The 14134-nt window shown below is 45.5% G+C and carries 11 protein-coding genes; 7 read left to right on the plus strand and 4 right to left on the minus strand.

The window, feature by feature from the left end; translation table 11 throughout:
- Positions 1–904 precede the first annotated feature (904 nt).
- The 3 genes from L9Q39_RS04875 (at position 905) to L9Q39_RS04885 (ending at position 3975) form a co-directional block, all read left to right on the plus strand.
- Entirely contained in the window at positions 905–1981 is a 1077-nt protein-coding gene (locus tag L9Q39_RS04875) for a hypothetical protein (protein WP_237483990.1), read from the plus strand.
- 108 nt (positions 1982–2089) lie between these two features.
- Positions 2090–2863 carry a hypothetical protein gene (locus L9Q39_RS04880; RefSeq protein WP_237483991.1) on the plus strand — a complete coding sequence of 258 codons (774 nt, stop codon included), beginning with the start codon at positions 2090–2092 and terminating at the stop codon, positions 2861–2863.
- Positions 2864–3504: 641 nt separating this feature from the next.
- On the plus strand, positions 3505–3975 hold the full coding sequence (locus L9Q39_RS04885; RefSeq protein WP_237483992.1) for a low molecular weight protein-tyrosine-phosphatase: 471 nt from the start codon (positions 3505–3507) through the stop codon (positions 3973–3975).
- Between the two features lie 40 nt (positions 3976–4015).
- On the opposite strand, the gene ansA is transcribed toward L9Q39_RS04885, so the two are convergent.
- Entirely contained in the window at positions 4016–5029 is a 1014-nt protein-coding gene (ansA, locus tag L9Q39_RS04890) for an asparaginase (RefSeq protein ID WP_237483993.1), read from the minus strand.
- A 239-nt stretch (positions 5030–5268) separates the two neighbouring features.
- Complete coding sequence (sppA, locus tag L9Q39_RS04895; RefSeq protein WP_237483994.1) at positions 5269–7122, minus strand: signal peptide peptidase SppA; 1854 nt, start codon at positions 7120–7122, stop codon at positions 5269–5271.
- Between the two features lie 400 nt (positions 7123–7522).
- Here sppA and L9Q39_RS04900 point away from each other — a divergent pair, with 400 nt between their 5' ends.
- Both L9Q39_RS04900 and L9Q39_RS04905 read left to right on the plus strand, forming a co-directional pair.
- Complete coding sequence (locus tag L9Q39_RS04900) at positions 7523–9526, plus strand: NADPH-dependent 2,4-dienoyl-CoA reductase (RefSeq protein ID WP_237483995.1); 2004 nt, start codon at positions 7523–7525, stop codon at positions 9524–9526.
- A gap of 118 nt (positions 9527–9644) precedes the next feature.
- Positions 9645–10193, plus strand: coding sequence for an NAD(P)H nitroreductase (locus L9Q39_RS04905; protein ID WP_237483996.1), 549 nt, complete (start codon positions 9645–9647; stop codon positions 10191–10193).
- A gap of 132 nt (positions 10194–10325) precedes the next feature.
- Here L9Q39_RS04905 and L9Q39_RS04910 read toward each other — a convergent pair whose 3' ends face one another.
- Positions 10326–10922, minus strand: a complete 597-nt coding sequence (locus tag L9Q39_RS04910) for a TetR/AcrR family transcriptional regulator (RefSeq protein WP_237483997.1) — start codon at positions 10920–10922, stop codon at positions 10326–10328.
- A gap of 100 nt (positions 10923–11022) precedes the next feature.
- Here L9Q39_RS04910 and L9Q39_RS04915 point away from each other — a divergent pair, with 100 nt between their 5' ends.
- Positions 11023–11640: a glutathione binding-like protein gene (locus tag L9Q39_RS04915; protein ID WP_237483998.1), complete on the plus strand. Its 618-nt coding sequence runs from the start codon at positions 11023–11025 to the stop codon at positions 11638–11640.
- Positions 11641–11743: 103 nt separating this feature from the next.
- Positions 11744–13708 (plus strand): DNA topoisomerase III, encoded by a 1965-nt coding sequence (locus L9Q39_RS04920; RefSeq protein WP_237483999.1) that lies wholly within the window; start codon positions 11744–11746, stop codon positions 13706–13708.
- A gap of 69 nt (positions 13709–13777) precedes the next feature.
- Here the strand turns inward: L9Q39_RS04920 and L9Q39_RS04925 are convergent, their stop codons facing one another.
- The gene (locus tag L9Q39_RS04925) at positions 13778–13984 is read right to left on the minus strand and encodes a hypothetical protein (protein ID WP_237484000.1); all 207 of its coding nucleotides are present in this window, start codon (positions 13982–13984) and stop codon (positions 13778–13780) included.
- Between the last annotated feature and the right edge of the window lie 150 nt (positions 13985–14134).

Below are 14134 nucleotides of genomic sequence, written 5' to 3' on the forward strand. Positions count from 1 at the left end.
TTTTTACCTAGGGCACTTTCTAACTCAAAAGTGCCCCAAACCTTCACAGAACTTGCAAACGGAAAACCTAAGCAATACACCAATAGACCAAGTTAATCTAATCTGTACTTTGTTCTCTTATACGGAATTTTTCCGTAATTCGACCCCGCAACTATATGCTAATTCACATAACAGGTTGATACCAGTTGAGTTTCATAATGAATGGCAGCAACATAGACGGAAAAAGTCCGTCTATAAAGCGTTAACTAGCAGTAGAAGTTATGCAAAAAATATCAGTTCAAGGTGTCGAAGTTTTAGTTGGAAATCACGTCTACAAGACAAGATATTGTAGGCTGGTCATATTCGGCTTCTTTCTACTTGTATCTAGTCCAGCAACAAGGGGCAACGAACCACTGTTCGCCTATGTTCTAGTTTTAATTTTCTTCGGCTTATTAGTGCATGAAATACGTCGCATGGCGCTCAAACCGACTTTGTTAGCTATCGGTTACGATGGAGTATATCATCACCAAATAGGTTTCGTTCCTTGGTCAAATGTAGAAAGTACCGATTTCTTCGTGGGTTCAACCAATACCATGCACAAGGCGTTAATTCTTACGACTATCGAGCATCGAGTGAAGTTAAAGTATCATTGGTTGCCTCGCCCCATTAGAGTCGAATCAAATGTATTAAGGCTCGACATGTCGTACTCTGACTGCAACATACAGAAAGCATACACTAATGCAAAAGTTATGCGAGAGTGGTATTTAGCGCATCACTCAGCTAGTTAACAAAGCGTTTAAGACGGATTCCCAACGCTTGGCATTTTCGGATTCCTTCAGTTTAAGTGTTTATGTCACAATGGGTTAGGTAAGGTGGTAGGCGTTGCTCACCACTTAACGCGGCGTTATGCCTTTGGATGGTAAGTATGAGTAAATCAAAAATTCCTCAAGAAATGTTCCAGCATGTTGTTAATAATGCGCTCGACTTCTTGGAGCAGTCGATTGATGAACTACAACAGAAGCCGAAGTATTCCGTGATTCATTTTCATGCAGCCATTGAGCTTGTATTGAAAGCAAGATTGATGAGCGAACATTGGTCTCTAGTTGTTTCACCTAAAAAGCAAGCAGACTGGCAGGAGTTCACCCAAGGTAAATTTGTCTCTGTAACTTTAGAAGAGGCAGCAACAAGATTGGAAAAAGTTGCTCAATCAGGTCTAGGAGATAAGCAACTCAAGTCTTTCCGGGCTGTAACAAAGCATAGAAACCAGATGGTGCACTTTTACCACGCGGCAGAAACAGAGCAAGCGGGAATTCAAAGAATTCAAGCTATTGTTAAGGAGCAGTTATCGGCTTGGTATTTTTTACATGATTTGATGCTTGGCCAATGGAAAGAGACATTTAACGATTGGGAACAAGAAATTTCGGAAATTGATGCGAAATTACGCGAGCATCATGAGTTTTTAAAAGTGGTGTTTGAAGCACTCAAACCGAAAATTAAGGAACAAGTATCTGAAGGGTATGTCTTTCATACCTGTCCTTCTTGTGGATTTGAGTCTGATAGACATCCAGATGAAAGAGACAGTCTGTACGAATCGAAATGTCTTGTGTGTGGCCTTAACGAGCAATGCATCCTCATTGAGTGTACTGAATGTGAGGAAGGGGAAGCATTGTATCGAGGAATAGCTGAAGCAGAGTGCTCTAGCTGTGGACATCACCACGATGGAAGCCAGTTACTTGAGAAGTTTGTAGATGATGGGGCAGCCTATATGGCCGTCAAAGACGGGGGTGACTATCCATTCCCTCTTAATTGTGGCGAGTGTATGGGTTACGAAACCGTCGTTGAGGTAGCTGATGCTCAATATCTTTGTACCGAATGCTTCGCAGTTTCTGACACGTATGGAGTTTGCGGTTGGTGTAGCGACGAGTCTACCAATTTGTCTGAGGACTCATATTGGAGAGGCTGCGAATTCTGTGATGGTCGAGCTGGTTGGGATAAAGATTGACGTGCAAGGGCATAACAAGTTGCTTCACACGGATAAATTACTCGCTGTGCTCGCAATTTACCGGTGAGCAAAGCGTTAGGCAATAGCAGGTGATTTTAGGTTTAAGTTATGAGTTACATAATTGCATTTGTTTCGTTTTCTGATTCAGGTAAAGAGTTCCCTGTTCAGTGCTTTAGGACAGACATTAAGACCAACGAAGAGGTTGTAATTCGACGATCTGACGGGAAGTTAAGGTTAGCTAAAGCTTTGTATACGAAGTATTTGAACTGGGATTGTAAAGGGAGAATTGAATGTAAAAAAAGTGAATGTACATTTGACCCTCTAGGTGAGGTGATTTTACCTAAGGGCAGTCCGATAAGTTATGGTTTATCTACTCCAGAACTCTTAATAAAAGCACTTAAGGGTAGTGGTTGGATTCAGATTAAGACTACACAACGAATCTATCGTTCGGTTTTCACTAACCTAAATATTACAAGCATTGCGTATATGTTTTTTCGCAGGAATGGAGTGGATATACAAGTTATCCCAAGAGGTGGGGAGGAGACAATTAAACCTTTTAGCTTATATAACGGGTCATTTAGTGAAGGAAAAGTTGTAAGACATTCTTTTGCTCACACTACTTTCAATTTGCTTGAGGGGCTTCAGCGTTTTTCAAATAGCTTTCTTAATAATGAAAACGATTTAGAGCGGTATTTTGTGGCTCAAGGGCAGTCTGATAAAAGAACAGAAGAGTTGAAAAAACAAGCTCTTGAACGTAAGAATTCGAGAAATGAAATGATAGATATCTATAATGCCTGCTCAGATGGTAGTGGTGGCGCCGCTTATCTGGGAGACGGCATGTGGATCTCATCAGATGGAAGCCTTAATGACTGGGGTAGGTAAATATGCCTAACAAATTGCTTAAGAGTGACGGCTAACCTTTGGCATTTTTGGTTTAGTTTAGTTTAGTGGTTACGGTGGCTTTGCTTAGGTTTAGTGGCTTAGCCGCACCTTAGCAAGGCGTTACTTTTCCATACGTGGACTAATCCGTTACATTCTAATTTAGTAATATAACTGACTCATTTTTGTCCAATTTCGAGTTTGCGCAACGTAACACTGTGTGAACACCGTGGCAGTCGGTTGGTGCAAATTGTGAACCGTAATGGCAGAGCTTAGTAAGCATGCTGTGATTAGCTCAGTGCATCGCGGCAAACTCTGATTTCATTAGCATTGATAAAAAGCTAACAATCTCACTCCAGTTGTAAGACCTATTGCGTTTAATTTATGTGTGATGTACCTACATTTTGATACCCCAAAAAACACTTAAACTGCCCCTAAACGTAAGAAAGGTATTTTTTGTTTATTTACAGTGAGTTATGAGCACTTTGAATTAATTTACCTGATTTTATGAATGCAAAATCCATCCTGCTAGCTCTTGATTTTGAAAAAAATCCCCTCCAAAATTACTATTAAACATTTGATTTCAAAACCATTTATTTTTGTTCATATGGATGGGAATAATAGATTTTTAATGGATTAAGATTATGATTAATAAAGAAAAAACCAAAATCTTGGTGGTCTGTATGGGTAACATTTGCCGCTCTCCAACCGGAGAAGCCGTTATTAAAGCGAGAGCTCAAGCACTCGGTAAATCTGTAGTGGTCGATTCTGCTGGCACCATCGACTTCCATCGTGGTAATGCGCCTGATCCGAGGGCAAGAAAAGCGGGAGAGGCGAGAGGCTATAGCTTTAGTGGTATGAAAGCGAGACCGGTAGAGTTGGACGACTTTACTCAATTTGATCTTATTCTGGCGGCGGATAAAGATAATCTTAGAGATTTAAAACGCATGTGCCCTGCCGAGTATCAACATAAGCTGTCACTGTTTCTCAGTCATGGTAATTCAGCGGTATCGGAGGTTCCTGACCCTTATTATGGCGGCGAGCAAGGTTTTGAGACCGTATTGGATCTGATCGAAGATGCGGCGGATGCTATCTTGTCAAAAGTGGCAGGATAAATGACCCAAGCCTCACTGAGGCTTGGGTGACGTTAAAAACTTATAGACTCATCTCACCACGTAGCACCTTGAGCATCTCAGCTTTGACTTGCTCGTAGCTTAAATTCTGGCTGAGCAGATAGTGCAATTTGGCAAGGGCAGCTTCAGGTGTCATATCGTAGCCGCTGATGACTCCAGCATCGGCAAGGGCACAGCCGGTTGCATAGCCGCCCATGTTGACCTTTCCTGCAAGACACTGGGTTAGATTCACTACAATCACACCACGCTCAGAGGCTTGTTTTAGGTGTGACAGCAACTCAGGGTTTTGCGGTGCATTACCCACGCCAAAAGTTAGTAAGATCATCGCGTTTACCGGTTGCAACAGCGTATTGCGAATCACTTCATGAGAAATTCCCGGATACATGGTAATCACGCCAACGGGTTGTGGGGTGATGTCATGAACCTTAAAAGGACCATCGGGCTGACGGTTGATCTCTACGCCACTACTTAACTGAATATTAATCCCCGCTTCTAACAAAGGTGGCAGATTCGGCGATGTGAAGGCATTAAAACCGTCGGCGTGAGATTTGGTGCTGCGGTTGCCACGCATAAGCTGGTTATTAAAAAACAGCGTCACCTCATTAATCGGATAGTTCGCCGCAATGTGCAATGCATTCAACAGGTTCGCTTGTCCATCAGAGCGAAGTTCAGCCAGTGGAATTTGCGAGCCAGTAACGATCACAGGCTTGGCTAAGTTTTCCAACATAAAGGACAAAGCGGAGGCAGTGTAAGCCATGGTATCGGTGCCATGAAGAATCACAAAGCCGTCGTAATTGTCATAATTATCACGAATGTCATCCGCAATCTGCTGCCAATCTGCCGGTGTCATATCCGATGAATCGATAAGGGGCTCATACTCGTGAATAGTGAATTCTGGCATCTCTGGGCGGTGAAACTCAGGCATTGATGCCAATTGTTTCTCCATAAACCCAGCCACGGGAATATAGCCATGATCTGATTTCTGCATCCCGATTGTGCCACCGGTATAGGCGATATAGATATGTTTTCTTGTCATATTGGAAATAGCTTCATTAGGAGTCGCTTAATTAAAAATAGCTTTAATTAAAAAATGGCTTAATAGACCCAGAAATTTGGGCTTGAGGAACTGTTGGCGAGATTATAGCGAAAAAACCGCAAAGTGCTAATGGAAGTCTGGTGTTATCTAGGATTCGCCTCCCTCTTGGAATCAAGAGGGAGGCTCGGCGGTAATTGAATGCTGTGGTGATTGAATGTTGTGGCGATTGAAATGGGATGCTATTGAATGTTGCAGGTTAAGCAGAGAACGTACTGACCTCTTGGGTCATTAAAGCTCTGCATCAGTGACGCTTGTTGTTGCACTTGTTGGGCGACAGGCTGCAAGCTTTCTGGCAACCAAGTTGACACATCAATACCAAGAGAAACCTTAACCTGTTGCATCACATCTTGAATAAACTGCTGAGCAGGGCTTAGCGGCTCTTCAACAAAGTAGATAGCGTAATCTTCGATGTTAGCGATTTGCGCCGCTGCTTTTACTGCATCATCAAAATCACCAATCTGGTCAATCAGACCGTGTTGCAGTGCATCTTTCCCGGTCCAAACGCGCCCTTGAGCTACTTGGTCCACTTTATCAACGGTCATGTCTCGATTCTCTGCCACCAAAGAGATGAAACGCTGATAACCGTGTTCAATGCCCATTTGAATGGTTGCAGATGCGCCCTCGCTGAGTCCGGTCGTCAAACCCACACCTGAGAACGGCGTCGTACCCACGCCATCGGTATAGATTCCCATGTTGTTTAGACCTTTCTCAAATGTAGTCATTACGCTGAAAATCCCAATAGAACCCGTAATTGTGGTCGGCTGCGCCATAATTTTATCGGCACTCATCGAGATCCAGTAGCCTCCCGATGCGGCGACACTCGACATCGAAACCACCACAGGCTTACCCTTGGCGCGCAGAGCCTCGACCTCGTTGCGAATCACTTCGGATGCAAAGGCACTGCCGCCCGGACTGTCAACTCGAAGCACCACCGCTTTGACATGGTCTTCTTCAGCAGCTTGTCTGAGTAGAGCGGCGGTGGTTTCTCCACCAATAGAGCCTCTTGGCTGCTCACCATCCATAATGGTGCCGCTGGCGACCACAATAGCAACACTGTCCTCTGCATAAGAGATGTTCGCCATTTGAGCCGTCATCAGGTAATCGTAGTAGCCAACACCATTAAAACTTGCTGCGCCATCGCTACCGAACTGGTCGATCAAGGCTTGGTTAACTTGTTGTCTGGTCGCCAGTTCATCGACTAAGCCGAGATTTTTTGATAGCGCCGCAAAATCGCCATTGACCGCTTTTAACTCGTCGAGGAATTGGTCCATGGTCGGGGTGAGCACGGACGAGTCAATCGCTCGGTTGTTAGCGACATCGTCAACGTACGCGCCCCAGAGTTGGGTCACCCAACGAATGGCGGAAGACTTGGCTTCCTCAGACATATCATCACGAAGGAAAGGTTCTACCGCTGACTTGTAGGTACCAACACGGAAGACATGCGTGGTCACATCCAGCTTTTCTAGTAGCGTTTTGTAGTAAATCGAATACGCGCTGTAGCCTTTTACTAACACCGCACCATCGGGGGCGAGATATATCTTGTCAGCGTAACTGGCGAGGTAGTACTGGCTTTGGTTATAGAAAGCGCCGTAAGCAATAATCGGTTTGCCCGTTGCTTTGAACTCGTTCAGGGCTTTGGCGATATATCGAAGCTTGGTCAGATTAGTTTCTGGCATGTCTTTCAATGAAAGAACCAATCCGGTTATCTTTTCGTCTTCTGCCGCATATCGAATGGTGTCAACCACATCAAACAGGACGTTTTCTTTCGGCAATTCACGACCGAAAAGTGAGCCTGTCACCGAATCCATTGGGTTGACATAAGTGCTTTGTTCAACAATAGGACCGGACAGATTGAGCACCAGTGCCGAGGCGACGCGTTCAGGAGGAGTGGATTTTTCAACTTGAGTGAACGAGAAATAGACCAGAGCGATCATGGTGAAAAACAGTAAATTGATGATAGCCAGTCGGGTGAAGTTGATCAGTTTCCATAATCCCTTAAAGACCGTGCCGATAAATTTGAATAGCTTTTTCATTACGTCTCCACACCAGCTTGGTCGTTTGCACAGCGCCAAGATGGTTGATGTTAGTGAGCGGGTGAGTTTACCGTTCACATTCATTGTTGTACTACGAAAATTGTTGTACTACGAAATATGGTTATACCCAAATTTACACTGAACCTCGCATCTTGAGGTAACTTGGGTATATATATCGAAACTTATTATGTTACGAAAGTATGGGGTTTTTTAGTCACTAATGAAAGTAAATCAATAGAATTAGAGGTTTGTTGCTGCAGTTGAGTTCCCTTCTTGGATTTAAAAAAAGCGTTATGTTGCAAAAATGTAAAGCAAAGTTTGATTTTTCTCTTGTTGCTGTAATAATCTGGTCTGACCACGACAGTAATAATCAAACAATAATAAACAAGGGGATGCCTGTATGTACCCGAACTTACTAAAGCCTCTAGATCTTGGATTCACCCAGCTAAAAAACCGTATTTTGATGGGCTCAATGCACACGGGTCTTGAAGAACATAAAGGCGGATTAGCAAAACTGGCGGCTTTCTATGAGGAGCGAGCAAAAGGCGGGGTGGGTTTAATCGTGACGGGTGGGTTTTCCCCCAATTTACGTGGGCGTTTAGCGCCGTTTAGTGCCGAATTTAGCAAACCCAAACATGCTCAGCAGCACAAAGTGATTACCGAAGCTGTGCATCGCCATGGTGGAAAAATTGCCCTGCAATTATTGCATGCGGGTCGATATGGTTATCACCCGTTTTCATTAAGTGCCTCAAATATAAAATCACCGATTTCGCCCTTTACGCCCAGCGCAATGAGTAGCCGTCAGATATGGAAAACCATCGAGTCCTATGGCAATAGTGCCGAGCTAGCAAAAACTGCTGGTTACGATGGCGTCGAAATCATGGGTTCTGAGGGCTATTTAATCAACCAGTTCATTTGTCAGCGCTCTAATGTCCGTTACGATGAGTGGGGCGGTAGTTACTCAAACCGGATACGCTTTCCGCTCGAAGTGGTGAAAGCGGTGCGTAAAGCGGTAGGCGAAGAGTTCATTATCATTTTCCGGCTCTCGATGCTGGATTTAGTTGAGCAAGGCAGTACGTTCGAACAGGTGATTGAGCTTGGTCAGGCACTAGAACAAGCGGGTGTGACCATTATTAATACTGGTATTGGCTGGCATGAGGCAAAAATTCCCACCATCGCGACTCAAGTGCCGCGAGGCGCGTTTACTTGGGTCACCGAAAAAGTGAAACCTCACCTGTCTATTCCTGTGATTACCACCAACCGCATCAACACCCCAGATGAAGCGGAACGGATTTTGTCGCAAGGGCACGCCGATATGGTGTCTATGGCGCGACCGTTTTTAGCCGACCCAGAATTTGTCGCAAAAGCAGCCAAGGGGCAAGCGAACCTAATCAATACATGTATTGGTTGCAATCAAGCCTGTTTGGACAACGCCTTTAAAGGCAAACGCGCCACTTGCTTGGTCAATCCACAAGCCTGTTACGAGACGGAGTTGGTGATTGAAGCGACCAACGCCCGTAAAAATATTGCCGTTGTCGGTGCAGGTCCAGCAGGACTTGCTTGTGCGACCAAGTTGGCAGAGAAAGGGCACAAGGTTGATCTATTTGAAAAGAGCGACCGCATCGGTGGGCAGTTCCGACTGGCGATGCAAATTCCCGGTAAAGAGGAGTTTCGCGAGACGATTCGTTACTTTGCCAACCGTATCGAAACCACAGGCGTTAATCTTCACCTCAATGTAGAAGCCAATGCGGACTTGTTGGCGGAATACGATGACATTGTGATGGCGACTGGGGTGCAACCGAGAATGCCGAAACTGGAAGGCATTGAGACGGCAGATAAGGTGATCGATTATCAAACGTTGATCCGAGATAAAACCTATGTCGGTAAAACCGTCGCTATTGTCGGAGCTGGTGGCATTGGCATTGACGTGGCGACCATGATTACTGAGCCGACCGAGCAAACTTTGGATGATTGGCTGCAAGAGTGGGGGATTGATAAGCAACTTGAACATGCGGGTGGCTTATATCCTTATCCAGAAACGACGCCCGATGTGGATGTGTGGCTAATGCAGCGCAAAGCAGGTCGTGTGGGTCGAGGACCGGGGAAAACCACGGGTTGGATTCATAGAAAAACCTTGCAAAAACGCGGCGTAAATCTGGTGAGTGGCGTTGACTATGAAAAGATTGATGCCGAGGGACTGCATATTAAACTCAAGGGAGAACGCAAGATTATCCCCGCGGATACCGTGGTGATTTGTGCTGGTCAAGACTCGGTCAAACCTTTCGTAGACAGATGGTCGGAGTTTGGCGATAAATTACATATTATTGGTGGTGCTGATCACGCAGGCGAACTCGATGCGGTGCGGGCGATTAGGCAGGGTTTTGAGTTGGCTGCTAAATTATAACAAAGAGGCTATAACAATAGGGCTATAACAATGGTTTATCCTCACTTTTTCAGTGGTGTTATCCCGCATTGACTTTGTTATCCTTGAAACCAGTCACTGTTAAACAGCGAGAAGTAGTATGGATGCATTAGAGTTGTTATTGAATCGACGTTCGGTCGCGAAACTGGTTGAGCCAGCGCCTGAAGGTGAGCATTTAGAGAATATTATTAAAGCGGGCTTAAGAGCGCCCGATCACGGCAACCTAACGCCTTGGCGCTTTGTATTAGCGCAAGGCGAAGGTCGACAAAAGCTTGCCGACATATTACAGCATGCCGCCCAACAGCGTGGCGGCGATGAAGCCGCGATTGAAAAGGCAAGTAAGGCACCGTTTCGAGCGCCATTGGTGATTACGGTTATCGCCAAAGTGACGCCCCACGAAAAGGTCCCGCCGATTGAGCAACACTTGTCAGCGGGATGTGCGGTGCAAGCGATGCAACTGGCTTGTATTGCGCAAGGCTTTCAAGGATTTTGGCGCTCAGGACCGTTAATGTTCGACGCCAACGTCCGCCAAGCGCTCAATGTTCACGGTGATGATGAGATCGTGGGTTTCTTGTATGTCGGTACGCCCGCGACAGAACCGATGAAAGCCGCGGTTAGAGATTTGAGTCAGTTTGTTGAGTTTATATAGCGAATGAGACTAAAACGCTGCCTTTTTAAGGCAGTATTTTAGCTAGCCTATTTTTAACCGCTATATTTCTAACTGCGATATTCCTAACTGCTATATTGTTAATTATAAACAGACCTGCCGATGTCTGTTTTATTATGCATGTGACTCAATCGCAAAGGTTTGCAGTGCCGCCAGTGTCATAGTCAACGAGGCATCAATATCGGCATAACGTCTTGCTTTGCCGAGCACTCGGATGCCTTGCAATTGACATAGGATAAATTGCGCAATGGTTGCTATGTTCGCCTTGGCTATCAACTGATTGTTTTGACGCGCATGTTGTAATGGAATCATCATCGCCTCAAGCAGTGTGTCGTAAAGTTGATCACTCTTGTTTTGCACTGTTGTGTCTTGCCCGCCATGTTCAATAATCGCATTTTGAATCAAACAGCCATTCAAGCTCTGCTTTTGCATTGCAGCAAACTGCTGCAAAAAGCGCTGTAAAGTGGCGAGGTCGCTTTTGGGATCACGCAAACTCTGCAATTTAGGTAAAGAGACCGTATTGAGATAGTGATCCAGCGCCAAATAATACAGTGTCTCCTTGTCGCCAAAGCTGTTGTACAGACTAAAGCGATTGATCTCCAATTCAGTCACCAGATCGTTGATCGAGGTATTGGCGAAGCCTTTTCTCCAAAACAGTGCCATTGCTTGTTCGAGTTTCTGTTGCTTATCAAAGCCGACCTTTCTTGCCATATGCCTTTTTCTCCGGGTGTCATAATAAATTATTCTTGACCGAACGTTTAGTTATTGCATAAAGTTTAACTAAACGTTCGGTTAGATAAAAGGGAATAGCATGAAACTTTACGATTTTTCTGCCACTGTCAGCAGCAAGAGGCTGAAATTTGTACTTAATGAACTTGGTATCAAGGATTTGGAGACGGTTGAGGTGAATGTTCGCGAAGGAGCGAATGTGGATGCCGAATACCAAGCCAAGAGTATCAATGGCAAAGTGCCGCTACTGGAATTGGATGATGGCACTTTTATCAGTGAAACGGTGGCAATCAGTCGTTACTTTGACGAAACCACCGACAATGATCTCGCGCTGTTCGGTGCCACGCCAGTCGAGCGAGCAAAAGTGGAAATGTGGAACCGCATCGTGGAAATCGATGGTATCCAAAATGCATTCCAAGCGTTTCGCAACTTAACAGGGCTCTACAAAGATAGAGAAAACTGTGTCGAAGCGTGGGGTGAGGAAGCCAAACATCGCCTTGGTCTGTTTTTGCCTAAGCTCGACGCCCAGTTGGCACAATCTGCTTACGTGGCAACAGAAAAGTACACCATTGCGGATATCAGCGCTTACACCTTGATTTTGGTTGCCGTGAATGCATTGAAGATTGACGTGTTTGAACACTATCCCAACATCAAGCGTTGGTTTGATTCAATCGCGTCACGACCTGCGATGGCGTTATAGTTCTACCGCAAACCATTTTTACTGTGATTTTATACAGTTTCTCTTGATCTCCTTAGGCAAGCTTCGATAAGCTTGCCTTTTGTTTTACAACGTATTCATCGTTATGACCCGCTTATTTATCGCAGAGAAACCCAGTCTAGGAAGAGCCATCGCTGCCGCGCTTCCTGCTCCTCAAAAAAAATCCGACGGTTACATTAGCTGTGGTAATGGCGACGTGGTGACTTGGTGTATTGGTCACTTGCTGGAGCAAGTCGAGCCCGATGCATATGATGATCGCTACAAAAAATGGAATATGCACGATCTGCCGATCATTCCTCAGCAGTGGCAACTCAGACCCAGAAAATCGGCATCGAAACAGTTAACCGTGGTTAAAAAGCTACTCAAGAGCGCGGATAGTATTGTTAACGCGGGTGACCCCGATCGAGAAGGGCAACTCTTGGTCGATGAAGTGATCGATTACTGCAAAGTGAGTCAGAGTAAAAAACAGCAGGCTCAGCGTTTATTGATTAGCGACTTGAACCTACCCGCGGTGAAAAAAGCGTTGACCTCAATGCGCATGAACCGGGATTTTATTCCGCTGTCGGTCTCCGCTTTGGCTCGCTCCCGAGCCGATTGGTTGTATGGCATGAATATGTCACGCGCTTATACTCTGTTGGGGCAAAAAGCGGGCTATCAGGGCGTGCTGTCCGTTGGGCGCGTGCAAACGCCAGTACTGGGTTTGGTGGTGCGCCGTGACGAAGAGATCGAAAATTTTGTCTCCAAAGACTATTACACATTGGATGCCTTGATTCCTTATCAGGACAGCCAGTCCAGTTTTGATATCCGTGCCAAATGGAAACCCAGCGAAGCTTGCCAACCTTGGCAGGACGAAGAGGGGCGAGTACTAAATCTGAAACTGGTCGAGAACGTTGCCAATCGTATTCAGGGGCAGCCTGCCAAAGTGGTAAAGTCTGAGCACAAGTCGAGCAAGCAGAACCCGCCTTTGCCTTATTCGCTATCAGCCTTGCAGATCGATGCCGCTAAACGCTTTGGTATGAGTGCTCAACAGGTGTTGGATGTTTGCCAACAATTGTATGAAAAGCATAAGCTGATTACCTACCCAAGATCCGATAGCCGCCACTTACCCAAAGACCATTTTCATCAAGCGGACAGCGTGCTCTCTGCCATTAGCAACAATGACAAGTCACTGGCTTCAGCGGTGTCGAAGGCGGACTCAAGCAAAAGATCGAAAGCGTGGAATGACGCCAAAGTGGATGCTCACCATGCGATCATTCCAACCCCAAAGAAAAGCGCGGCGGTGTTGTCGAGTTATGAAGAAAAAGTCTATGCGCTGATCGCAAGACAGTATGTGATGCAATTTTATCCCGCGGCGGTGTATGCCGAGGCGCTACTGGAGTTTGATATCGCTGGTGGCTGTTTTATTGCCAAAGGCAAAAAGCTGCAACAACCGGGATGGCGTGAACTGCTTGGTCAGCAAGTGGATGATCAGGCTCAACAAGATGATTTGGTACCGCCGCTTTCACAAGGCACGGTATTGACGTGTCGCGAGGGCGAGATCAAACTGCGGAAGACAGAGCCACCTAAGCACTTTACTGAGGCAACGCTGCTGCAAGCGATGACCGGAATTGGACGCTTTGTTGAAGATAAATCGTTAAAGAAAATTTTGCGCGAGACCGATGGCATCGGCACAGAAGCAACTCGTGCTGGCATCCTTGATACGCTGTTTAAGCGTCAACTGTTGCAACGTTCTGGAAAATCTGTCCTAAGTAGTCCAGCGGGTAGAGGTTTGATTCATGCGCTACCGGATGCCTCGACTTATCCCGATATGACGGCTCACTGGGAACATCAGTTACAAGGTATGGCGGAAAAAACTCAATCTTACGCGCCTTTTATGGCAGCGTTGCAAGGGCAAATAGAGCAGCTTATGCAGAGTGTAAAAAACGCGCCGGTTCCAGATTCATTGCGGCATTTACCCAAGGTCGAGCGACCTGCGTATAAGAAGAAACGCCGCTTTTCCGGCAGCAGTAAAAAAGCCACTCAAAAGGGCAGAAAGAGCACCAGATCATAGCTCATTAAATCAATATCCATAATGACTAAATAAAGGGAGGATGCCCTCCCTTTATGGCGCTAATTCGATTTATTCAAACAGTTCTTCATTATCACGTATTGCGTTACTGACATCTTCATGAGTAAGTACGCGCTTACCCAGCTCACCTTTGACCTCTTTGCCTAAGCCAATTAACGCGTGTCGATTAGCTTGTGTTTGTCTTTTTCCAGCACTTCTTAAGCAGTGATTTAATTCGTGCTCTTCACTGAAGTTAACCAGATCTCGATCGCTTGCCATAACTCTGTTCCTTATGTGGTTGGTGAGAAATAATCGTTAGTGCAAAATAATGCTAAGTGAGAAATCTCGTTAATTCTGGTTCAGATTATCTAATTTGCAAGCCACGAACAGGTGTTGTTGAGATAAGATGCCGAAGTCCTCATCCATTCA

Origin of the sequence: Vibrio hippocampi, assembly GCF_921292975.1 — a bacterium.
Classification (GTDB): domain Bacteria; phylum Pseudomonadota; class Gammaproteobacteria; order Enterobacterales; family Vibrionaceae; genus Vibrio; species Vibrio hippocampi.